This window comes from Dyadobacter ginsengisoli DSM 21015, assembly GCF_059568735.1.
The window spans coordinates 126,443-149,212 of record NZ_JCANTY010000013.1; the positions used below are offsets into that span (position 1 = coordinate 126,443).

The following is a 22,770-nucleotide window of genomic DNA, read 5'->3' on the forward strand; positions in this document are numbered from 1 at the left end:
ATTCACGTTAGCGAAAATATACCTCAGGCAACGCACATTCCATACTCCTAATTTGAACAGGTATGAACTCAGAAAACCCCCAGACCCCTATACAGAATTCAAGATCCGTAGTGCGCCTGCCTATTATTATTGCGATCACGCTGGCGGCGGGTGTTCTGCTGGGAAGCACCTTTTTCAGTGGTGGACGGAAGCTCTCGGATGTCGCAAAAGGATATGGCAAATTCCGGGAGGTGCTGATGCTTGTGGAAAACAACTATGTGGACTCGGTCAATACCGATGAACTGGTGGATTTTTCAATCTCCAAAATGCTGGAAAAACTCGATCCGCATACTGCGTACTTCAATGCGGAAGAGGCTACGGCGGCTCGGTCGCAGCTGGAATCTGGCTTCGATGGGATTGGCGTCGAGTTCAATATTTATAATGATACGGTTTACGTAGTTACGCCGCTGAGTGGAGGGCCTTCGGAGGCAGCCGGTATTCAGAGCGGTGACCGTATTATCTCTGTCAATAAAGAGAATCTTTCGGGCCCTGGGGTTACCAATGCGCAGGTTTATAAACTTCTAAGAGGTAAAAGAGGTACAAAAGTCGATTTGGCTATTGAGCGGGTGGGATTGAAGGACAAGATGAATTTCGCAGTAGTTCGTGACCGTATTCCGACCTATTCGGTGGACGCCGCCTACATGGTCGACCAGGAAATCGGGTATATCAAAGTAAGTCGTTTTTCCGAAACTACCTTTGACGAGTTTAAATCAGCATTGAAAACATTGAAAGCGGGCGGGCTTAAAAACCTGATCCTTGACTTACGCGGCAACCCCGGAGGCTACATGGAGCGAGCCACCAGTATGGCCGACGAATTCATTTCAGGAGATAAATTGCTGGTCTATACCGAAGGGAAAGACAGCCGTTTCGACCGTAAGACACGTTCTCACGTCGACGGCCTTTTTGAGCAGGGACCGCTGATCGTCCTGGTGGACGAAGGCAGCGCTTCCGCTTCCGAAATCCTTGCAGGTGCATTGCAGGATCACGACCGGGCACTAGTGGTAGGCAGAAGATCCTACGGAAAGGGTTTGGTACAAATGCCGATCAAACTGTCGGATGGCTCCGAGTTACGCTTAACGATTTCGAGATATTACACACCAAGCGGCCGGAGCATTCAGAAACCTTACGAAATGGGTAAGGGCGAAGATTACAGCCAGGACCTTAGCCATCGCTATGAAAGCGGAGAGCTGTTCAATGCGGATAGTATCAAGTTTGATAAGAGCAAGGTGTACAAGACGGACGGCGGTCGTATTGTGTATGGCGGCGGCGGCATCACACCTGATATCTTTGTTGCCAAAGACACATTGATGAACAGTAAGTACTTGTTTGAGCTATATTCGAAGAACATTATCCGTGAATATGCATTGCGGTATGCAAACGAGAACCAGAAAAAGCTGGAAAAACAGCCTTTCAGCGAGTTTCTGAAGTCTTTCCAAATATCTGATGCCATGTTGGCCGAGCTGGTCAAAGACGCGTCGAAATCGGGAATAAAGCCCAATGAAAAGGAATTGAACCTTTCGAAATCAATCATTACTTCACAAACCAAAGCCATCATTGGCCGTTATGTATGGGGAAGGAAGCAGAAGAGCGGTCTGAATAATGAGGTCTTCCAGGTGCTTAACCCGACCGATAATGTCTACCAGCAGGCGGTACAACTTTTTAGCCAGGCAGCACAGCTGGAGAAAGGTAAATTCAGCAGCTTGAACATTCCCAAAGAAAGAAAATAGTATCACTCCACAATTCAGTAACGAATCCATATCTCAATGTCCCGTATTGCATTTATTACCGGAGCTACGTCCGGTATAGGAAAGGCCACGGCAGAAGCGTTTGCCGGAGCCGGAATAGACCTCATTTTGTGTGGCCGCCGCAAAGATCGGCTTGATGAGGTGGCCGCGGAGCTTTCTGCCCGTGTGAAAGTAACGACGTTGATTTTTGATGTCCGTAACAACGGAGAGGTGTCCGCCATGGTAAATTCTCTCCCGGATGAGTGGAAAAATATCGATATCCTGGTCAACAATGCAGGCAATGCGCACGGCCTGGGGACCCTGGATCAGGGTGATACGGAAGATTGGGACGCGATGATCGACGGCAATGTAAAAGGGCTTCTTTATGTTTCCAAAGCCATTATCCCATTGCTTCTGGAACGTGGCAAGGGCCATATTGTCAACATCAGTTCCATTGCCGGTAAACAGACTTATGCAAATGGAGCCGTTTATTGTGCCTCCAAAGCGGCGGTTGAGGTTATCAGCGAAGGAATGCGACTCGAACTGACACAACACGGTGTGAAAGTTACCAACGTGGCTCCCGGAGCTGTCGAAACCGAGTTTTCACTTGTAAGGTTCAAGGGAGATGAGGACAGAGCGGACAAGGTGTATCAAGGTTTTGAGCCGCTGCAAGCCGGTGATATAGCTGATGCAATCCTGTATGCAGTTAATGCGCCTGGCCGCGTTACGATTGCCGATATTACGATCCTCGCCGGAGCACAATCCGCCGCAACTACCATTCATCGAAAATAGAATTTTATTTGGCTTTTTATCCTCATCCGGAGTGGAATTGATACCTTTGTCATTCTTTTTTGACTTCTAACTTCCACTTTATGGAAGTCAGAAGTAATCGAATGTTTATGAAAAGTGTCAACCAAAGTTCCGCTACCACGGTTTCTTCCTCTGAAACTGTATTTCCCATTCTGCTGGCCCTGAGCTTCTCGCATTTGCTGAACGATACGATGCAGTCCCTTATCCCATCCATTTACCCGATGGTGAAAGAGTCGTTCCAGCTCAATTTTTCTCAGATCGGCCTGATTACATTCACATTTCAGGTGAGCGCATCGGTTTTTCAACCACTGGTAGGTTCATTCACCGACAAACGGCCACAGCCTTACGCATTGGCGGTCGGCATGTGTTTTACATTACTGGGGCTGATCTCACTTTCGCTGGCCGACAGTTTCAACATCGTGTTGTTGTCCGTGGGGTTGATCGGAATAGGGTCCGCCGTTTTTCATCCGGAAGCTTCCCGTGTTGCACGCATGGCGTCTGGGGGTAAGCATGGGATGGCGCAGTCCCTCTTTCAGGTGGGTGGTAATGCAGGTAGCTCGCTGGGGCCTTTGCTCGCGGCACTGATTCTGTTGCCTTATGGTCGTTTTCAGGTGATCTGGTTTTCTCTGGTGGCGCTCCTCGCCATTGTCATTCTTTCATGGGTAGGCGGTTGGTACAAACAAAACCTGGGTGGCGTCGTAAAAAAAGCTTCCGGGGCAGTGAGACAGGAGCGGCATATTTCTAAAAGCAAGGTAGTGGTATCGATCGCGATTCTGTTGCTCCTGATTTTCTCGAAGTACATTTATATGGCCAGTATTTCGAGCTATTTCACTTTTTATCTGATCCATAAATTCGGAGTGTCTATCCAGAGTTCACAGATCTATTTGTTTGCTTTCCTTTTTGCCGTGGCGGCTGGCACCTTCGTGGGCGGGCCGGTAGGGGACAGAATCGGCCGGAAGTATGTGATCTGGATTTCGATCCTGGGTGCAGCGCCGTTCGCATTGCTACTGCCTTACGTCGATTTGTTTTGGACGGGTGTACTGAGCTGTATTATTGGATTGATCCTTTCTTCTGCGTTCTCGGCGATACTCGTATATGCACAGGAGCTGATTCCCGGAAAGGTCGGGATGATCGCGGGCCTATTCTTCGGATTTGCATTTGGCATTGCCGGTATCGGTTCGGCTATCCTGGGAACACTTGCCGATAAAACCAGCATCGAATACGTGTTCTGGATCTGTTCTTTCCTGCCGTTGATCGGTTTGTTGACGGGATTTTTGCCTAATTTGGAAAAACGGTCTTAGTATACAAATGAGTACGCTTACAGATTGCTGTTAATCCTCAAAATTAAATCAGGATCAGGACACAGTGCCAGGTAGTAATTCCGGTCCTGAACGCTGCTGACACCAGGAAAATCGCCCAGATAATCGCCTATTTCGCTGATGATCTGAAAATGGAGATGTGGCGGCCAATCGCCATTTTCCGGGTAAGGTCCGACGGAAGCAAAGCGTTCGCCTCCCTTGATAGGCTTGCCAGTGTAAAGGTTCTCGAGAGAGCCAAGCGATAAATGCCCGTAAAGGGTGAAAAACGAAACTCCGGACAGTTCATGGGAGAGGATAATCGTAGGCCCGTAATCACCGTAGTGATCGTTGAATGCGAAGCTATGCACGGTACCGTCGAGCGGTGAGTACAATGGCTCTCCGGCATCAGTCCAGATGTCGACTCCCAGGTGGATGCTTCTGGGTTTTTCTGAATGTTGGGTGAAATGCTTCCTATGCCTGTAAATGACCCGGTCTTCTCCATATCCACCAATTCCGTTGAATGTATTTCCGGCCAGCAGCTCATTGAAAACGTAGTCGGAGAAAATGCTTGTTTCTGAAAGGTCGCGAGCCATTAGATCTTCATTGCCTGCTGTAAAATCAAGCTTTTTGTACGGTTTGTTGTTCCGGATAATCTCGTGGAATGTCGGGTACCGGCGAAGAATTTGAATCAACTCGGACATATGAATTTGTCTTAAGCAAACCTGGCAAGCCACTACGACTTGCCAGATTCAGAAACATTATTTCGGATCCAGGGCCTGTTTAATGCGCTGTGATACGTCTTGCAAATGGTAACGTGTGTTTTTGTCCGTGCTTCTGGCTGCTGCACTAGCCAGGGTGCTTTTCAAACTTTCCAAATGTGCTCTTGCTACGGACGGCAGGTCGGTCTTTTCAAGTTCTACGCTCCTCGACGAAAATCCATAGGTAATACCAACCGGAATGGACAGGACGTTGGCTCTTCCCGGTTTCAAAAGCGAGATCAGTTTTTCAGCATATACTTTTTGAAGATTTCTGCGATAAAGATCGATTGGCTTGCCAGCTTTGGCTTCTGACCAGATTCCCGTTTCAAGATCCGTGAACAGGTCGTCCAATGTATAGTTTTTAGCGGAGAGACCGGTTTCCATCAATCTTACTGCCCGGTCACCGGCGAAAAGGGAGGTTAATGCAAACTCCTGCAGTGCCTTAATCGCCTCTACTCCGGTTTCAGGTTTGACCTTATTGAGAATATTCTGGTCGAGCAGCCACGTTGGGGTTTTGAACAGCTGGTTGTTCAAAAACTCGACGGCCTCCTTTTGCGTAGCTTTGGGTACTGTTGCAAAAGTCGGCCCCTCCATGTCGTAGGTCGTCGGCGTATCGTAAATTCCTCCCACATTTTTGATGACATGGCCCAGGTAGCGGCGGTATTGGGTCACTACATTGCCATAGATCTCATCCAGCTCTTTATAGCTCTCGCCATCTTCCTTGCTCCATTCGATCAGATTCGGAGTAATACGTTTCAGGTTTTTGATACCATATTCGGACGCTTTCATGGCATTGTCACCCAGGTCTTCGGTCTGGTAACGTGGGTCGTATGGGCTGATTTCCGTACCAAAATGTAGTCGTGAATCTTTGTAAGCAGTTTTCGTCATGTTGTTTAGCATTACTTTCTCAGCATCGGTATCCTTGGCATCTGAGAAATTGCTGTAACCCCACTGAATAGCCCATTTATCATAGTCGCCAATTCTCGGGAACAGGTTGGTTACGCCGTCTTCCGGCTGTGCCACATAGTTGAACCGCGCGTAGTCCATAATAGACGAGGTGTGTCCGTGTTCTTCCACCCATGCTTTGTCACGTAGCTTTTCAACCGGTGTAGCGGAGCTGGCACCCATGTTATGGCGGAGGCCCAGTGTGTGCCCGATCTCGTGAGATGATACAAAGCGAACCAGCTGACCCATCAGTTCATCGTCAAATTTTTTGCCGCGTGCTTTGGGGTCGACGGCACCGGCCTGGATAATGTACCAGTTGCGGAGTAACCGCATTACATTGTGATACCAGCCAATGTGGCTTTCCAGGATTTCACCGCTGCGGGGGTCGTGTACATTCGGTCCGTACGCGTTCTGAATGTCGGCTGCAAAGTACCGGATCACGGAATAACGCGCATCTTCCAGGCTCATTGTTGTGTCTTTCTCCGGCCAGTATTCTCCCCGGATTGCATTCTTCCACCCCGCTTTTTCAAAGGCGACCTGCCAGTCGTCCACACCTGCTTTCAGGTATTTGCGCCATTTTTCCGGAGTGGCAGGATCAATGTAATAGACGATAGGTTTCTTGGGTTCTATCAGCTCTCCATTTTTCTGCCTGCGGGCATCTTCCGCATTCTTCGGCTCCAGGCGCCATCTAACTGCGAAAACTTCGGTGTCGGAGCGCTGTGATTCTTCACTGAAAGTAGCATACTGATTGGCAAAAAAGCCCACACGGCTATCAAAAATCCGCTTTCTCATGGGAGATTTCGGAAGGAGGATCAGTGATGTGTTCATTTCAAAAGTCACTACGCCTGCGTCGAGGCCGGATGGCAGATATTGCCCGACAGATGGTACGGGCGTGGGTGTAAGCAACTGTGGCGTGACGGCGAAAGTTTTCACCGACCGGATTTCCGTATTGATGGGAAAGCTGCTGATTTTTTCGATAAAAGAGGCTTCTTTCTTAAATGCAGCCAGTTTGAGGAGCTGTTTGCTGATTGAGCTGAGGGAGAATACCTGGTTATCGGAGTTGAAGAACTCGGTCACGTCTATCACCGAGGATTTAGCCCCGAGATCTTTTTTCAAAGCCTTAATGTCAAAAACGCCGATGATGGGATCGGAGTTGGAGTTTTTCACAGCCTGGAATATCGGCTTGGTGCTGTCCGGACTGGTAACGACAATCGTGACCGACCGGAGCAGCAAGTTATTATCCATGCCTTTTTCCCAGCGGATCATCTGGCGGTTCACCTCCTCACCTCCGAAAATCCCGCCACCCGCCGCGGTTTTGGAATAGCGGGTAACAGCCATAATGTCCCGATTTAATAGCGAATCGGGTATTTCGAAGTACCATTTGTCGTCCAGCTTATGGACAGAAATCATTCCCTGCTGGCTTATGGCGCTGGTGTCGATCAGGTCTTTAAAGGCTTTTGGCCCTTTTTTTTTGTCTTCTTTTAGTTTGTCTTTGACAGCGGTGGCAACGGCATCCACGGCTTTGTCAATCTTAACGTCTTCCTGCTTGTCTTTCTTTTTCTTTCGTTGGGCTTGGGCATCGTTTACGTAAAGTAGCGCCAGCACCGAGAGGAGAAGGTAGCGTATTAATCGCATAGAGTTGGTTTGGTTTTGGAAAAAGTATATTTTAACTAAAAGAGGGTCCATGAGGTTTACCGGGCCATTAGTTCAGCAAGTACACCTTCCTTGAGCGCATATTTGGAAACCTGCATGGCGCGGATTCCGTAAGTTTTTAGTATATAATCAATGAGGCAAACGGCCACGACGATCATATCCACGCGTAATTCGATCATCCCGGGAATGAGTAAACGCTCGTCATGGTTTGCAGAAAGGATCAGGGCATATGCCCGGTAAAATTCTTCAAGAGGAATGTTAAAGTCGGTTTGGGAAGCGGGCGGCCAGTTGTTCGTACGGTAATGGAAATCGATGTCGACGAGGGTGTCGAACGTTCCTGAAGACCCTACCAGCTTCATGGGCGCATACTGATGAACGGCGTTTGCCAGTGGAATCAGATTTTCTTCGAAGTGGTTGTAAAGGCTCTTGCGGTCGGCCTGGGAAAGAGGGTCATTGCGCATGAACTTTTCCATGAGCCGTTGCCCACCGATTTCGAAGCTCTGCTTCCAGAATATTTGCGAACGGTTGCCAATGATAAATTCGACGCTGCCACCGCCGATGTCCATAATCAGGGAAGGTTGATCGCCGATATCGGCTCCATGCCTTACGCCATAATAAATGTACTCCGCCTCCCGGTTGCCGTCGATTACTGTGACGGTAATGTTGGTTTTATGGAGAATCTCTGAGCAGAATTCATGTTTATTGTCTGCATTACGGATGGCGCTGGTACCAAATGCGAATGTATTATCCGGTAAAACTTCAAAGGAATCGAGTTTTTCCCGGAAATAGGTGAGTACGTTCAATGCGCGGTCGAGCGCTTCCGGGGTGATAATCCGCCTGTTGATACCCCCCATACCAATACGCGCGGGCCGGCTTTCGTGGAAAACGGTCTTGAAGCGGCCGCTGTTTTGTTCCGCGATAAGCAGGTGAAAAGTGTTCGTGCCTAAATCAATTATTCCCAGTCTCGAACTCATATCGGGCTGTTTCAGTTGTTAATGACTTTCTTCTCAATGCAATGAATACAAAAATAACCGAATTTTAACGACTTATTTCTTGATTTTCTGTTGGATATAGTTTTTCTTTGCAGTCCGATTTCAGAAACCAATTCAAAGAACATTACAATTCGCAAGCATGCTTATTATTAACATCAAAGACAACGAATCGATTGACCGCGCTCTTAAGCGTTACAAGAAGAAATTTGAAAGAACTGGTACAATGCGCCAGCTTCGTGCCCGTACAGCTTTCGAAAAGCCATCTGTAAAGCGTCGTTTCGAAGTTTTGCGTGCAGTTTACAAAGAGAAAACGTACGGTCATTTAGAAGACTAGTTCCTGACGGAATGGTTCTCTGAAAGGCTTCTATAGGATTATTGTATCCATATCATACGGAAAAGAGCTGTCTTGAATAAGACGGCTCTTTTCCGTATGTTAGGACTATGATAACTCCGTTTCTGGAATTCCTGCAATTCGAAAAGCGCTCCAGTGAGCATACGATCAAATCATATCGCACTGATCTCGAACAGTTTCAGAAATATCTCCTATACCAATATGAATGTGCCGAGCCCGAAGCTGCCCGGTCTCCTATGCTACGCTCATGGATTGTGAGCCTGATGGAAGAAGGGCTCAATCCATCTTCGATTAACAGAAAAATAGCCTCCCTCCGGACATATTATAGCTTTTTAAGGAAGAAAAAACACATTCAAAGCGATCCTACCAAAATTCTTGCGGCACTGAAAACACGAAAGAAGCTTCCTGCATTTGTCGAAGAAAAATCGATGGAGCTTTTGTTTACGGAAGTGGGGTTCTCTGAAGATTTTGAGGGGCTCCGGGATAGGGTCATTATGGAGCTGCTTTACGGTAGTGGGATTCGGCTTGCAGAGCTTGTCGGTCTGGAGTTGAAGGACCTCAACCTGCCTGCGAGGACGATCCGGGTGTTTGGAAAGCGTGCCAAGGAACGGATTGTTCCGGTTTCAACGTCACTGGCGGAACTGCTGGCAAAGTATATCGGACTGAGAGCGCCTGCTGAGCCCACGGATGTACTTCTTTTAACCGACTCGCTCAAAGAAATTTACCCTGTGTTTGTCCAAAGGAAGGTGAAACAATATCTTTCCGCGGTGACGACACTGTCACAGAAAAGCCCGCACGTGCTGCGTCACACTTACGCTACGCATTTACTCAACCGCGGCGCAGATCTGAATGCGATCAAGGAACTGCTGGGCCATGCCAACCTGGCGGCCACGCAGATTTACACACACAACTCCATTGAAAAGCTTAAAAAAACGCATCAACAAGCGCATCCCAAAGCCTGAAACCCATTTTTTAAGAGTATATTTGCCTTCAGTGCAAATTTCAAAATATAATTTCGTCACTCCATTATGAATAATAGTTTCCAGGACGCTGTTGTAACGAAGTATAATATTTTCAATAGCCTGTTTTTGAGCTTGCCCTACCGCGGTATTTTTCAGACAGGCTCGTTGCTTCCGATTCTGACCCAGCAGAGTGAGATGGGATTTCAGGAAGGGAAGTCACCTAAAGAGATCATTGAGCACTTTTTTTCAGAGCTGCTGGAAACGGCTACCCCCAAAGAGCGTGCAGACCTCCTTTTTGCCTTTATCCAGTACATTGAGAGGCAGGTGGTTCTTTTCGATTCGGTGGAGGACGCTGCATTTGATCAGACCCACGACCTGACCGGGAAAGGCTCGGTGACCTATCTGACCGACAGGTTGGACAACGATGAACTTAAAAAGAAGCTGCTCGCAAAACTGGAAGATTTCAGTGTTCGCATTGTGCTTACAGCACATCCGACGCAGTTTTACTCCGGCAAGGTTCTTGGCATTATCAATGACCTGGAAGACGCGATCAAGGAAAATGATTTTGCGGAAGTCAATCAGCTTTTGCTGCAATTAGGAAAAACGGCTTTTATTAATCACGAGAAGCCGACCCCGTTCGACGAGGCCGTCAGCCTGTGCTGGTTCCTGGAAAACGTTTATTATGATGCAATACCTTCGATTCTCGAGAAACTGATCAACGGTTTGGGGATGAGCGTTCACGACTGGCCGTATCCCAATGTGTTCCGTCTGGGTTTCTGGCCGGGTGGAGACAGGGATGGTAACCCGTTCGTAAATCCTGAAATTACACTGAAAGTGGCTGGGCGCCTGAGGGAAACGCTTCTGCGTGGTTATTACCGTGACCTGCGCACATTGAAGCGCCGCCTGACTTTCAAAGGAGTGGAGGATGCGATCACACTGGCGGAAAGAAAAATGAACAGCACGATTTTCGGGCCATTTGAAGAGGGCTATGAAAATGCACAGGAGCTGATCGACGAATTCCTGAAAGCACGTGAAGTGTTGGTGAACAAGCATCAGGGACTTTTTGTCGAGCTGCTCGATAATTTTATTCTGAAACTGAATCTGTTCGGATTTTTCTTCGCAAGCCTGGATGTCCGTCAGGATAGCCGCAAACATGGCAAAGCATGGGAGGACATTCTCAAAAGGCTGGAAAAGAAAATTCCTTTATTGAAATACAGCGACTATGAGAGCTGGGATGAAGCGAAAAAGATAGACATGCTGCTTTCTCTGAACATTCCATTGCGGGATGAGGATTATGAGGATCCGCTCACCAAGGATATTCTCGGTTCGATCCGGGCTATTAAAACCATCCAGGAGAAGAATGGTGAAAAAGGAGCGCATCGTTATGTGATTAGCAATAATACGTCAGCATTGAATGTGATGCAGGTGGTAGCGCTGGCCAAGAATCTGATTTCGGATGAAGACGGTAAGCTTGCCCTGGACGTCGTACCGTTGTTCGAGACAGTGGATGACCTGGCAAATGCGCCTGATATCATGCGCTCGCTCTACGAAAATGAATTCTATCGCAACCACTTAAACAACCGGGAAAATCACCAGACGATCATGGTAGGCTTTTCTGATGGAACCAAAGACGGTGGGTACTTACGCGCCAACTGGTCTATATACCGGGCGAAGGAAGAACTAACGAAGGTTTCGCGTGAGTTTGGTATCAAAGTGACTTTCTTCGATGGGCGCGGCGGACCTCCCGCGCGTGGAGGCGGTAACAACCACAACTTCTACTCTTCACTGGGCAGGGATATCGAGGATAAGGAAATCCAGTTGACGGTACAAGGGCAGACGATCAGCTCGAATTATGGTACGGTAACGACGGCGATGTACAATCTTGAAAGATTATTTACCGCTGGTTTGGAAAATCATCTCTTCAGAGGCGACAGGGAAGACGAGTTAAACGACGATGACAAAAACCTGATCGAGGAAATGGCGGAATTCGCCTATAACTCTTATCTGGATCTGAAAAACCATCCGAAGTTTGTGAAGTACCTGGATAAAAAGACGCCGTTGCGTTTCTACGGACAAACCAATATTGGAAGTCGTCCTACCAAACGCGGGAACGATGACGAGGGCTTGAAATTCGAGGATTTGCGTGCGATCCCATTCGTAGGCTCCTGGGCTCAGATGAAGCAGAATGTCCCCGGGTTCTATGGGTTTGGAACCGCAATCCGGCATCTGGTCGAGCAGAATAAGTTAGATGATATCAAGAAACTATACCAGAAGTCACTCTTCTTCCGCACATTGATCGAAAACTCGATGCAATCGCTTTCGAAGGCATTTTTTCCTGCTACCAAATACCTGCGTGACGAGGAAGATTACCGCGAATTCTGGGATAAGATGTACGATGAATTCCTGCTGACGCGCGAACTGCTTTTGGATGTATCAAACCAGAAAGAGCTCCTCGACAGCAATAATGTTACGAAGGTTTCGATTAAAACCCGTGAACGGATCGTGCTGCCGCTGATTACGATTCAGCAATACGCATTGCAGATGCTCGCAGGTGATCCGAAGAATCTACCCGTTGATGTTGAAACATATAATCAGCTTATTATCAGGGCTATGTTTGGAATTATCAATGCAGCGAGAAATTCGGCGTAATAATAAAAATAGAACAAAAGGACAGGTACCGGTTATTTTTTAGCCGGTACCTGTCTTATTTTTGGCTAAACCGTTTCGCGGAGAGAACTTCCGGGTGAAACTTCTTCATGAGCAACCAGTAGGAGGTGGCTCCTATCACCAGAGAAAAACCAAGTTCGAATGGGTTCGACAAATGTCCGGTCGAAAAAAAGCGGAATATCAATATAAGACACGCCATAACAACACTAAAACTACCGTTTCTGACGATCAGCTCCATGAGCGCGGAATGGGATATTGCGATGATTTTTCCGACAAAATGGTTGTAGATAAAGAATCCAATGAAACTGGTTACGACAATGCTTACTGCGACGCCATGTAATCCATAGTTTAGAACAAGTGCCATCAGAATGCCCAATGCGGCGGTCATCCGGGTGATGAAGATGATTTTCAAATATGATTTTGTACGACCGATAGCCTGGTAAATGGCACCCGGAAATACACACACCTCGAATAATGAAGCAATTCCGAGGATGCGGAGGATTGGAACCGCCGTGATCCATTTGATGCCCATAATAACCGGTACAGCCAGATCGCAGACCGCCGCAAAACCTATAATCACGGGGAAGCCGATGAGCGTCGCAAGCGAAACCGCCTTCATGTAGTAACCAGCCATCGCATCGCGATCATTCTGGATTTTAGAGAGCGCAGCGAAGATCACCTGGGAGATCCGGCCTTTGATGTTGGAAACTGGCCATAAATAGAGATTGTAGGCGAGACTATAAATCCCCAACGTGGCAGTGCCCATCCATTTCCCAATGAGTATGTCATCAATTTTCCTTCCGAAGAGTAATAAAAACTGCGATAGTGACTGCGGTATCCCATAGCGCAGGAGTTCTTTTACCTCCTTCATGGACGGCCGGAATTTGAATTTCGGCCATGCATAGACACAAAACACTACAGTCCGGATACTCTGCAAAAGCAGCAGCCTCATTCCTAATGCGACCCACCCGTACCCTTTAAACGCGATGTACACTGCCACGGCTCCCGAGATAGCAATGCTGAGAAACGAGGCGATCGCGATCTTGTCGAATGCGAGACGTCTCTGCAGCTCGGCAAGCGGAAATGCTTCGAGCGCCTGAAATGGGATAGACAATGTCAGCAACAAGAATACGTCTTTGAGCTGTGGCTTGTCATAAAACGAAGCAAGAAAGGAGGATGAAAGCGCAATCGCGCCCATCATCAGAATGGCGAGAGAGCCTGTGACAAGGAATGCTGCTGAATAAAACTGGTCGGAAAGCACCTGGCGCTGGGTCAGCGCGGAGGAAGTACTTAACGAACCCAACGTTTCGATCAGCCCCATCAGCGCCATTGCCGCTGCAAGTAAACCGAACTCCTCAGGGCCCAGCAACCGGCTCAACAATAATGTAAAGCCGATATTGCTTAGTTGCCCGCCAAAAGAAATGATCAGATTCCACTTAATGCCGGAAAAAACGGAGTTTTCGAAATTATCTGGGTCGTTGTTTTCCAATGGAATCGGTTAGTCTTATTAGGAAAATGTATATGGAATCTCTTTCGAATCCAGCGGTATCCGCCAGTGATCGGGATCGTCGTATTGGTAAGCTTTGTCGACGATATTCAACAACGCAGCATGCTCGTTGGTGAAGTTCTGAACGCCGTGCCATACCCGTGGAGGAACAATGATCAGCATAGGCCGAAATGCACCGCACCTGAATTCGTTGATTTGTCCAAAAGTGGGGGACTCCTGCCGGGCGTCATATAAAACGACTTTGATCAGACCGGTATTTACAAAGATCCGGTCGGTAGTGATCTCGTGCGCATGCCACGCGGAAATGCCTCCCGGCAGGAGCGAAACCTGGAATATCTGATCTACGGTCAGGTTATCAAGCTCCCAGTCCTGGCGGTAAATTTCGGTAAGGAACCCATTGTTCTTGACCACATTCTTGACTTCCTTCACTTTGACACCATCGATCAGGTTAAGATTCGAGGGGTTCCATTGAGCAGTGATACTTTTAGGGTCCTTGACAGCGCCGTCAATTTCCCATTTAGAGGGTTGTAACATTGTTTTTGTGATTGATATAGAAGCTAATTGAGTCCCCTTTTTTTACGATAGGCCGCTATCAGGCCGCCTTTCCCATAAGCTCTTCTCAAATTGAATTCAATCGTGTTGAATCCCAATTTGATAAATACGGCTTTGATCCTCTTGGTGAAAAACCGCCAGTAATATGTTCGTTCATCGTAATAATTTTCTTCGAAACAGCGATATAAATGCTTGATCACTAATTGCTCCCTGAAATGAGGGTTGTCGCGTAGCTGTTCGGAATAATATTGGCTGTCATGGGACAGCCGATCCTTGTAAGCGTTTTTACGCGAGCTGGAAGGCAGGGCGATAACTGTAAAGTTTTTGGTCGCCTCGATGCGTTTACCCGCTTCGTGTACACGTTTGAGCCAGTCGTGTGAAGGAGCAAGATAGAGTTCTCTCGCGGACCGCCAGTAGCCCACATCTTTGATGAGCTCGCGTTTGAAAAGCCAGTTGCTGGCCGGAACGAACGTATAGGACGGGTGATAGCCATATTTTTGCGATAGTACCCCGCTCAGGTAAAAATCGTGCTGTTCCAAATGATGGTCAATGAAGCCACCTGCGAGAACCAGATCGGCCTGCGACGACTCCAAGACCGAGAGTGAATACTCGAGGTGGTCAGGAAACCACAAATCGTCGTGATTTAAAAAAGCGATAAAGTCGCCTGTGGATTGCTTCAAACCGACATTATTCGGTCCTGATTGCTCGCCAAAATTTTCTTTGAGGTTAATAAATCTTACTCTCGGATCGCTAAACCCATTGACGACGGCCTCCGTATCATCGGTACAGCAATCTCCCACAACAATCAGCTCCCAGTCCTTGAATGTCTGATTTAGTACAGACTGAATACTATAAACGAGGATATTGCTACGATTGTAAGTCGCTGTAATGATAGAGATAACAGGGCCGCTCATGAATGGGAAAGCAGCAGGTTATAGTATCTTACTCATCGGTATTATTCGCCGTCACTAATCCCCCGGAGAGGGCTAAAGCAATCGAAATATAATACGTGTAAGGGCAGGGTATAGATCTGGTTTTTGTTTTCCGGTTACGTTTTCATTCTCCCCTCCCTTTATACTTCATAATCTTCGTATAAAACCGACCATTCCGAAAACGTAAAGTATCCGGTAGTGCGTCGGATGAGCGGGGCTTCCGGGCTACCAGCGTAAGCTGAAAGCTTCCCTTTATTTCCTTAGTCTTAGCGTTGTAACTGTCGATTTGAAGGTAGTTATCCTCCGAGTCCGAGACATAGTAACTATCCCCGCCAACGTCGCCGTAGCTAAGCATTGTGTATAAAGCGACCTGAGGTTCACGGCTGGACTGGCAACAAGCAAAAGGGTTAGACGACACAAGTTTATGTCGGCCTGTTGGTGGAAAAAATGGAATTTTTTGAAATAACAATTGCTGATGATCGTAGCCTTCGGACGTATGCAGTATGGAAGTTAGGCCCTTGTGGTTCATCGGCGTAAGTAATTGTTCCGTGCGTAACCTGGTAGGCGTTTTTATAAGTCTTGCTCCAATCACTTCCATTCATGTCGGCTGTCAGGAAACCCCAGTTTGGAAGGCGTGGAAGCGGCCCGACAGTATCGAATTTGTAACAACCGTTTGATAATGCGACAATGCCGAGCTTTATGCAAATAATTAGCAGACGTTTCATTTGTTAACGGGCTATTTTGTGATGATTACTCGACAAGTCTCCACTCCCCGATTCGTCGAATGAGGTAGGTGCCAGCAGGGAGGTTTTTGCTTTTCATCCTAACCGAATACCGGCCTTTGGGACTAAATGTCCGATTGTCTTTCAGCATTTCAATGACCTTTCCGGATTGATCGAGGATATCCAGGCGGGTACGGCACATAGAACTGTTTGGATGAAACTGTAAAGTAGTTTTTGCATAGCGCATACATTAAAAGTAGTTGTTGATGTAATATTTCGATTGGAATTTTGCACTATTTCTGCATCTCAACAAGAGCGCTGGGTGCGCTCGATCTGATAAATGATCGTGAGGTTCTTTGCAATGTTCGAACGGTTGGGGATAGTTATCAGGAGATTCCCAAACTTTTCTTCACAATTATTAGTAGACGAATTGTTGGCAACGCTTATATCTGTTAGTACTCAATTCTTTGCGAACTTCTACCCCACTTTCATATTATGACACATCAGTCGGATCATCGTGCCTATTTTTTTAAGATAGATACGACTATCAAAAAGATTCGTAATGCCTTACAAAAGCAGTTGACCGAAGCGGGTTTTGATCTGACGGTAGACCAATGGGTGCTTATAGACCATATTTTCAGGAAGCAGGGCATCAGTCAGAATGAACTGGCCGAAATGACATTCAAAGATCCTCCGACCGTAACAAGGATCATCGATTTGCTGGAAAAGAAAGGGTTGGTAGAGCGCGGGCCTGCTGCAGGCGATCGCCGGAAATTCAATCTGTTTCTGACTAAAAACGGAGAGGTGATCTATAATGAGGCATTTCCCATTGTGGCCGAAATACGCCGGAAAGGCTGGGGGAGCCTGAGCGACTCCGATTACCAGCATTTTGTGCGGATCATGGATTCTATTTACCAGAATTTTACCTGAACTGACAAAATTTTATCATTTTCTCAAGTGGAAGAGCGACAGCCGTTTAAGTCGCTCTTCCACTTTTCTTTTGGCCAGTTAACCGCTGGTATGTTCAGAAATAGTATCGCCTCATTAAACCTTTTGGTACGTTTTTGTATCTAAAATTTACATGGGCCGCCCAATCAGCTTTGACGGAAGGGACCTGTGGATGTTAATTTCAATTCATTTTATCCATTTATGAAGCCATGAAAAAGATTTTTTTGCTCGGCGCTCTTCTTACTTCATTTCTTTTGACACCCGCTTTTTCACAAGCCAAATATGAGCAGCAGATTCAGGTTCCGAATATAGAAGTGGCTGGTTTTGCGGAAATGGAGGTTGTACCCGACGAGATTTACTTTAACATTTCACTCCGGGAATATTTCCAGGACGAGAAAAACCAAAAGGACAAGGTAATTATCAGCACATTGGAAAAGCAGCTGATCAAGGCTATTACTGATGCCGGACTCCCGAAAGACGCATTGTCCATTAGCGGCGTGGGAGGTTATCAGAACTATGTAGATAAAAAGAAGAAGCCGGCTACTTTTCTGGAAGCCAAGCAATATGAGCTGAAAGTAAGCAGCGCCGAGAAGTTGGACGGTATTCTGTCCAAAGTGGAGAGCAGAGGCGTTCAGTACGCGAACGTTTCCCGCGTAGACCATTCCAAAAAAGAGGAATTCAAAAAGCAAGTTAAGATCGACGCGCTGAAAGCAGCTAAAACGAAGGCGGAGTACCTGGTTGCTGCTCTGGACCAGAAGCTGGGCAAGGTATTGGAAATTAAAGAACTGGACGAAAACTTGTATTTCCCCCAGCCTATGTTTGCCAAAGCGAATGTGCGTGCATTTGCTGCGGAAACTGCCGATACGGTTCAGGATAGCGATGTTCAATATCAGAAGATTAAAATAAGCTACCGTATGCAGGCAGCATTCGAAATCAAATAGTCGCTTTGTCATCGACGGTTCGCATTTGTGCCCGGTGTATCATACGCCGGGCACAGTTTTTTCTGGTTAGTTTGTCCGTATTTGTGGGAGGCTTCTTTTGTTACGATCGTTAGTTTCCTTAAATTTAATTATCAATCTCAAACTAAGTAGCTGGAAATCATGAGCATTAACGCAAAACATTTGGCCACATTCATTCTGGGGGCCGCTGCCGGAGTAGCAGCACACAAATACCTTCAGACCGAAGAGGGAGAAAAGCTTCTGGAAGACTTGAAAACGAAGGCGAATAACCTGAAATCCGAAGCCGAAGGGGCCATTGATAAAGCTCCTGAGTATTTCGAAGAACTTAAGACAAAAGGAGCCGAGACATTGAAAAGCAATTTTCCCGATGCGGAGGCATTCTTCAAAGACCTTTTCGAGAAGTTTACAGGAAAAGCCCCGACAACGGAACCAGAAGTTACGCCAACCCCCGATCCCATTTCATAGCGTCATCATAAGAGGTCGAAGGCCTAAGTTTTACCGGGCTCTTCGACCTTTTTATTTTGTTAGCAACGCATTAAGCTGAGCATATTGGATGAGCATGATCGTTTTGGCATCGTTGATTTCGCCATTGCCGACCATGTCAATGGCTTGCTGAAATGGAATTTCCATGACCTCGATGTTTTCCTGCTCAGTTTCACACCCCCCGCCGTCGCTAACCTTCATATCATCGGAGTATTCAGCGACAAAGAAATACAAAATTTCGGTCACAGAACCTGGCGACATATAAGCCTCAAATATTTTCCGGACCGATTTTACCTGATAACCGGTCTCTTCTTCAGTTTCCCTTTTTATACATTCCTCGGGATTGTCCCTGTCGAGTAAGCCCGCACATGCCTCGATCATAATGCCGGTGTCATTGCCATTGGTATAGGTAGGCAGCCGGAATTGCCGGGTAAGGACGACAGTCTGTTTGTCAATGTTGTAAAGCAGGATCGTTGCACCATTGCCACGATCGTAAGCTTCCCGGCTTTGACGCTCCCAGGAGCCGTCGATGCGCTGGTAGTCAAACGTGTATTTACGCAGTGTATACCAATTGTCTGACAGAACCTCTTCTGTTTCGATTTTAACCCGGCTATTTTTCATTGACTAATTATGATTAGAAATGATTATTAATGATCAAATTTAAGCAAATGTTTTCTGACGGCAAAAAAGAATGAGCGATTGGTGAATGTTTGAGGATGCGAGTTACTTTGCGGTACCGTAGAAATCACAGACCGTTCCTGATTATGAAACCCGCATCTTATTGGATTGAGAAATACCAGCTCCTGCCGCATCCCGAGGGCGGCTACTACGCTGAAACTTACCGCGCCTCGGAACAAATACCCAAAGTGGCATTACCGGCTCGTTATCATGGCGATAGAGCGTATTCAACAGGTATATATTTTTTACTCGAATCACATCATTTCTCTGCATTTCACCGGATTCAATCAGACGAGATGTGGCATTTTTATGCAGGGGAGGCGCTGGATGTCTTTGTGATCGATCCTGTGACGGGCGAACTGAAAACGATCAAACTGGGTAACGATCCGGATAAAGGGGAAACGTTCCAGGCAATGGTACCTGCCGGTGCGTGGTTTGGATCAAGGCCGGCGGCGGGAAGTTCTTACTCGCTGGTGGGTTGCACGGTCGCGCCGGGATTTGATTTTGAAGATTTTGAAATGGCGCAGCGTGACATTTTATCCCCGCAATATCCGCAGCATGCCGGACTGATAGAAGCACTTACAAGGGTGTGATCAGCCCGGCAAGGTATTAATAGCCTGTGCTGGTATCGTCGCCGCGTGGGTCTGAGCCGCCTTCCAGGGAGCCATCGGGCAACACGAGAATGCAATCCATGCGACCGATCGAATTCCGTTGCTGTTCGATGACGTAACCTTTGTCCTGCAATTTTTTGATGGCGTCTGCCGAAAATGCATTGGCCTCGAATGTCGTTTTGTCGGGAAGCCATTGATGATGGAATTTCAATGCATTTACGGCCTGTTGCATGGTCATCCCGTGTTCCAGCACGTTCAGAATGGTCTGGTATACCGATGTAATAATTGTTGAACCTCCCGGCGTACCCACTACCATCAGCAGTTTTCCATTTTTTTCGATAATGGTAGGCGTCATGGAAGAAAGCATGCGTTTGCCGGGGGCAATTGCATTTGCCTTGTTTCCGATCAGTCCGTACATATTCGGTGCTCCGGCTTTCACGCTGAAATCATCCATCTCATTGTTCATGAAAAAGCCTCCTCCCTTAATAATCACACGGCTTCCGTAGCCACCATTCAAAGTGGTTGTGACTGATACCGCGTTACCTTCTTTGTCCACAACCGAGAAATGGGTTGTTTCGAGGCTTTCGTAGCCCGGTAACACACCGCCGCTGATGCTTTTACTGTCGGTGGCTTTGTTCCAGTTGAAATCGCTCCATCGTTTTTGCAGGTAATCTTTGCTGATAAGCTTATCAACAGGCACCTTGACAAAATCAGGGTCGCCCAGGAATTTTGCGCGGTCGGCATATACCCGCCGTTCCGCCTCGATCATAACCTGAATCGTGGAATCGCTATGCCATCCCCATTTGCGTAGCGGATGCTGCTCGGTCAGCCGCATGAGTTGCAGCAGAGCTACTCCACCGCTCGACGGCGGAGCCATCGTAATGATCTTATACTCCTTGTATCCTTCGGTGATTGTCTCACGCCATTGCGCGTGATAGTCCGCGAGATCCTTTTTGCTGATAATTCCCTCGCTATTCCGGTTGATATCCTTAACCAGGCGTTTAGCCACTTTTCCTGAGTAAAAGCCTTCTCGTCCCTTTTTTTGAATGCGGCTGAGCACTTTCGCGAGATCTTTCTGTATCAGCAAATCCCCGGCAGTCCATTCTTTGCCCGATGGGTTCAGAAAGTATAAGGTACCCGGATTCAATTCCTGAATATCTTTTTTCACCGCATTCAGGCTGCGAGCTTCTCTTTCGGTGAGTATTACACCGTTTTTGGCAAGTTCTATGGCGGGCTCCAGTACCTTTTTCCATGTCAGTTTGCCATATTTCGCATGAGCCTGGACCATGCCGTCCACCGAGCCCGGCACTCCGGATGCGAGGCGTCCCAGGATACTGGCATTGGGAATGACATTCCCGTCTTTGTCCAGATACATATCGGCGTGACCTTTTCCCGGGGCCTTCTCCCGAAAATCGATGCTGTAACTTTTACCGTCGCTGGTTCTCAGTACCAGAAAACCGCCTCCGCCGATGTTGCCTGCGGAAGGGTGCACAACCGCTAATGCAAATTGTACGGCCACTGCTGCATCCACTGCATTACCGCCTGCTTTCAAAATTTCGACCCCTACTCTGGATGCTTCCGGATGGGCAGATGCGACCATGCCATTTTGGGTTATGACACCCTGGCGTTCGCTGTAAAATGGTTTTTGATTAGGATCGTCGGATAAAAACTGATAGAAACCGGTTGACTCCTGAACGGGTTTCTGAGCAAGGGAAATGCCGGACAACATGCCGGTAAACAGCATTAGCGTATAGCGTAAATTCATATAGGAGTGTTAAGGTTAATGTTGTAATTTATCAAATCCAACCGTTTTTCTTACCTTTTATACCAATTTATTTCAACGGCTGCGGGTCAACCGTTAACTTTTGATTTCTAACTGTCTGCAAGTTCATGATGAAGTTTTTACGACAAGTATTGGAGAGTTTCCGGTTTGCCTGGGGCGCATTGAAATCGAACATTACCCGCACTATTTTATCGCTTCTGGGCGTCACTGTCGGCATCTTTGCCATCGTAGCGGTATTCACGATCGTCGACTCCCTGGAACGCAGCATACGCGATAGCCTCAGCTTCATTGGCGACAAAGTAATATATGTGCAAAAATGGCCCTGGGGATTCGGAGGTGAATATCAATGGTGGAAGTATTTTCAATGGCCGGAGCCGACTTACGCCGAATACAAATATCTGTATGAAAACCTGGAAAGTGCCAGTGCCGTTGCGGTGATGGATTTCAGAGGAAGTACTACGTTGAAAAACGGCTCCAACAGCATCAGCGCTCAGATTCAGGGCGTTTCTTATGAATATAACCTCATATCCGACATCCCTATTCAGACGGGCAGGTATTTTATCCCGATGGAAACCAATAACGCCCGGAACGTGGCAGTGGTAGGTGCGGATATCGCCGAGGCGTTGTTTCCCGGACAAGACCCGGTGGGAAAAGCATTCAAACTTTCGGGCAATAAGTTCACAATCGTGGGTGTTCAGGTGAAAAAGGGAGAGAGTCTTGTCGATTTTGGCGGTAGTCCTGACAAAAACTGCATTATTCCGTTTTCATCATTTTCCAAGTTGTTCCAGTCGGGGCGGAGAAGTGCGGATATCGTAGTAAAGGGCTTCCCGAATGACGAGGGTATGAAAGAAGTGGAAGCGGAGATCGTGGGGCTAATGCGTACCAAGCGGGGTATTAAGCCGCGCGACGGCAATAATTTTTCACTGAACAGGCCTGAGGCTGCCGCCGATGCGATTTCAGGACTTTTTGCCGTCCTTACACTTGCCGGTTGGGTCATCGGGAGCTTTTCGATCCTGGTAGGCGGTTTTGGCATTGCAAATATCATGTTTGTATCGGTGAAGGAACGGACCAATTTGATAGGTATTCAGAAATCACTGGGAGCAAAGAACTATTCGATTCTTTTTCAATTCCTGTTTGAGGCAGTAATGCTGAGCCTTGTTGGAGGATTGGTAGGCATATTTTTAGTATATCTGATCTCATTCGTCAAGCTGGGGTCGCTCGAGATCCTGCTGACGCCGGGTAACATACTGCTGGGCCTCGGGGTATCCAGCATCATCGGCGTGCTGTCGGGCATTATTCCGGCTATGCTGGCGGCCCGCATGGATCCGGTGATCGCAATCCGGTCGAAATAATAACTAGGAAAAATCAAACTGTTTTGCGAAGTTCGCTTCAATC

20 protein-coding genes are annotated in these 22,770 nt (G+C 47.4%); 11 read left to right on the forward strand and 9 right to left on the reverse strand.

The genetic code is table 11. The annotated features are described in order from the left end of the window. Positions 1-62 precede the first annotated feature (62 nt). From BP71_RS35375 to BP71_RS35385, 3 genes are all read left to right on the forward strand, one after another. A complete protein-coding gene (locus BP71_RS35375) occupies positions 63-1,766 on the forward strand; it encodes a S41 family peptidase (RefSeq protein WP_496386399.1) in 1,704 nt (567 codons plus the stop codon). A 36-nt stretch (positions 1,767-1,802) separates the two neighbouring features. After that, positions 1,803-2,555, forward strand: a complete 753-nt coding sequence (locus BP71_RS35380; RefSeq protein ID WP_496386400.1) for an SDR family NAD(P)-dependent oxidoreductase — start codon at positions 1,803-1,805, stop codon at positions 2,553-2,555. Between the two features lie 107 nt (positions 2,556-2,662). Next, positions 2,663-3,874 (forward strand): MFS transporter, encoded by a 1,212-nt coding sequence (locus BP71_RS35385; RefSeq protein WP_496386401.1) that lies wholly within the window; start codon positions 2,663-2,665, stop codon positions 3,872-3,874. Between the two features lie 17 nt (positions 3,875-3,891). Here BP71_RS35385 and BP71_RS35390 read toward each other — a convergent pair whose 3' ends face one another. From BP71_RS35390 to BP71_RS35400, 3 genes are read right to left on the reverse strand one after another with little or no spacing between them, the layout of a single operon-like run. Beyond that, positions 3,892-4,572, reverse strand: a complete 681-nt coding sequence (locus BP71_RS35390) for a peptidoglycan DD-metalloendopeptidase family protein (protein WP_496386402.1) — start codon at positions 4,570-4,572, stop codon at positions 3,892-3,894. Positions 4,573-4,629: 57 nt separating this feature from the next. After that, on the reverse strand, positions 4,630-7,209 hold the full coding sequence (locus tag BP71_RS35395; RefSeq protein WP_496386403.1) for a zinc-dependent metalloprotease: 2,580 nt from the start codon (positions 7,207-7,209) through the stop codon (positions 4,630-4,632). 56 nt (positions 7,210-7,265) lie between these two features. Beyond that, positions 7,266-8,201, reverse strand: a complete 936-nt coding sequence (locus BP71_RS35400; protein WP_496386404.1) for a Ppx/GppA phosphatase family protein — start codon at positions 8,199-8,201, stop codon at positions 7,266-7,268. A 157-nt stretch (positions 8,202-8,358) separates the two neighbouring features. Between BP71_RS35400 and rpsU the strand changes: the two genes are divergently transcribed. The 3 genes from rpsU (at position 8,359) to BP71_RS35415 (ending at position 12,182) form a co-directional block, all read left to right on the forward strand. Further along, a complete protein-coding gene (rpsU, locus tag BP71_RS35405; protein ID WP_090154901.1) occupies positions 8,359-8,553 on the forward strand; it encodes a 30S ribosomal protein S21 in 195 nt (64 codons plus the stop codon). A 107-nt stretch (positions 8,554-8,660) separates the two neighbouring features. Beyond that, complete coding sequence (locus BP71_RS35410) at positions 8,661-9,533, forward strand: tyrosine-type recombinase/integrase (RefSeq protein WP_496386405.1); 873 nt, start codon at positions 8,661-8,663, stop codon at positions 9,531-9,533. Positions 9,534-9,599: 66 nt separating this feature from the next. Continuing rightward, positions 9,600-12,182, forward strand: coding sequence for a phosphoenolpyruvate carboxylase (locus tag BP71_RS35415; RefSeq protein ID WP_496386406.1), 2,583 nt, complete (start codon positions 9,600-9,602; stop codon positions 12,180-12,182). Between the two features lie 55 nt (positions 12,183-12,237). Here the strand turns inward: BP71_RS35415 and BP71_RS35420 are convergent, their stop codons facing one another. The 4 genes from BP71_RS35420 to BP71_RS35435 form a co-directional block, all read right to left on the reverse strand. After that, entirely contained in the window at positions 12,238-13,689 is a 1,452-nt protein-coding gene (locus tag BP71_RS35420) for a lipopolysaccharide biosynthesis protein (protein WP_496386407.1), read from the reverse strand. Between the two features lie 18 nt (positions 13,690-13,707). Beyond that, a complete protein-coding gene (locus tag BP71_RS35425) occupies positions 13,708-14,241 on the reverse strand; it encodes a cupin domain-containing protein (protein ID WP_496386408.1) in 534 nt (177 codons plus the stop codon). A 23-nt stretch (positions 14,242-14,264) separates the two neighbouring features. Next, positions 14,265-15,173 (reverse strand): glycosyltransferase family 2 protein, encoded by a 909-nt coding sequence (locus BP71_RS35430; protein WP_496386409.1) that lies wholly within the window; start codon positions 15,171-15,173, stop codon positions 14,265-14,267. Positions 15,174-15,941: 768 nt separating this feature from the next. After that, on the reverse strand, positions 15,942-16,115 hold the full coding sequence (locus BP71_RS35435; RefSeq protein ID WP_496386410.1) for a hypothetical protein: 174 nt from the start codon (positions 16,113-16,115) through the stop codon (positions 15,942-15,944). A 293-nt stretch (positions 16,116-16,408) separates the two neighbouring features. Between BP71_RS35435 and BP71_RS35440 the strand changes: the two genes are divergently transcribed. The 3 genes from BP71_RS35440 (at position 16,409) to BP71_RS35450 (ending at position 18,285) form a co-directional block, all read left to right on the forward strand. Beyond that, the gene (locus BP71_RS35440; protein WP_496386411.1) at positions 16,409-16,843 is read left to right on the forward strand and encodes a MarR family winged helix-turn-helix transcriptional regulator; all 435 of its coding nucleotides are present in this window, start codon (positions 16,409-16,411) and stop codon (positions 16,841-16,843) included. A gap of 227 nt (positions 16,844-17,070) precedes the next feature. Further along, complete coding sequence (locus tag BP71_RS35445; protein ID WP_496386412.1) at positions 17,071-17,802, forward strand: SIMPL domain-containing protein; 732 nt, start codon at positions 17,071-17,073, stop codon at positions 17,800-17,802. Positions 17,803-17,961: 159 nt separating this feature from the next. Next, positions 17,962-18,285 (forward strand): YtxH domain-containing protein, encoded by a 324-nt coding sequence (locus BP71_RS35450; protein ID WP_496386413.1) that lies wholly within the window; start codon positions 17,962-17,964, stop codon positions 18,283-18,285. A gap of 51 nt (positions 18,286-18,336) precedes the next feature. Here the strand turns inward: BP71_RS35450 and nudK are convergent, their stop codons facing one another. Beyond that, a complete protein-coding gene (gene nudK, locus BP71_RS35455) occupies positions 18,337-18,924 on the reverse strand; it encodes a GDP-mannose pyrophosphatase NudK (protein WP_496386414.1) in 588 nt (195 codons plus the stop codon). 143 nt (positions 18,925-19,067) lie between these two features. Between nudK and BP71_RS35460 the strand changes: the two genes are divergently transcribed. Beyond that, positions 19,068-19,574, forward strand: a complete 507-nt coding sequence (locus tag BP71_RS35460) for a cupin domain-containing protein (RefSeq protein WP_496386415.1) — start codon at positions 19,068-19,070, stop codon at positions 19,572-19,574. Positions 19,575-19,590: 16 nt separating this feature from the next. On the opposite strand, the gene ggt is transcribed toward BP71_RS35460, so the two are convergent. Continuing rightward, entirely contained in the window at positions 19,591-21,357 is a 1,767-nt protein-coding gene (gene ggt, locus BP71_RS35465; protein WP_496386416.1) for a gamma-glutamyltransferase, read from the reverse strand. A gap of 128 nt (positions 21,358-21,485) precedes the next feature. Between ggt and BP71_RS35470 the strand changes: the two genes are divergently transcribed. Then, the gene (locus BP71_RS35470) at positions 21,486-22,727 is read left to right on the forward strand and encodes an ABC transporter permease (RefSeq protein ID WP_496386446.1); all 1,242 of its coding nucleotides are present in this window, start codon (positions 21,486-21,488) and stop codon (positions 22,725-22,727) included. Positions 22,728-22,770 lie beyond the last annotated feature (43 nt).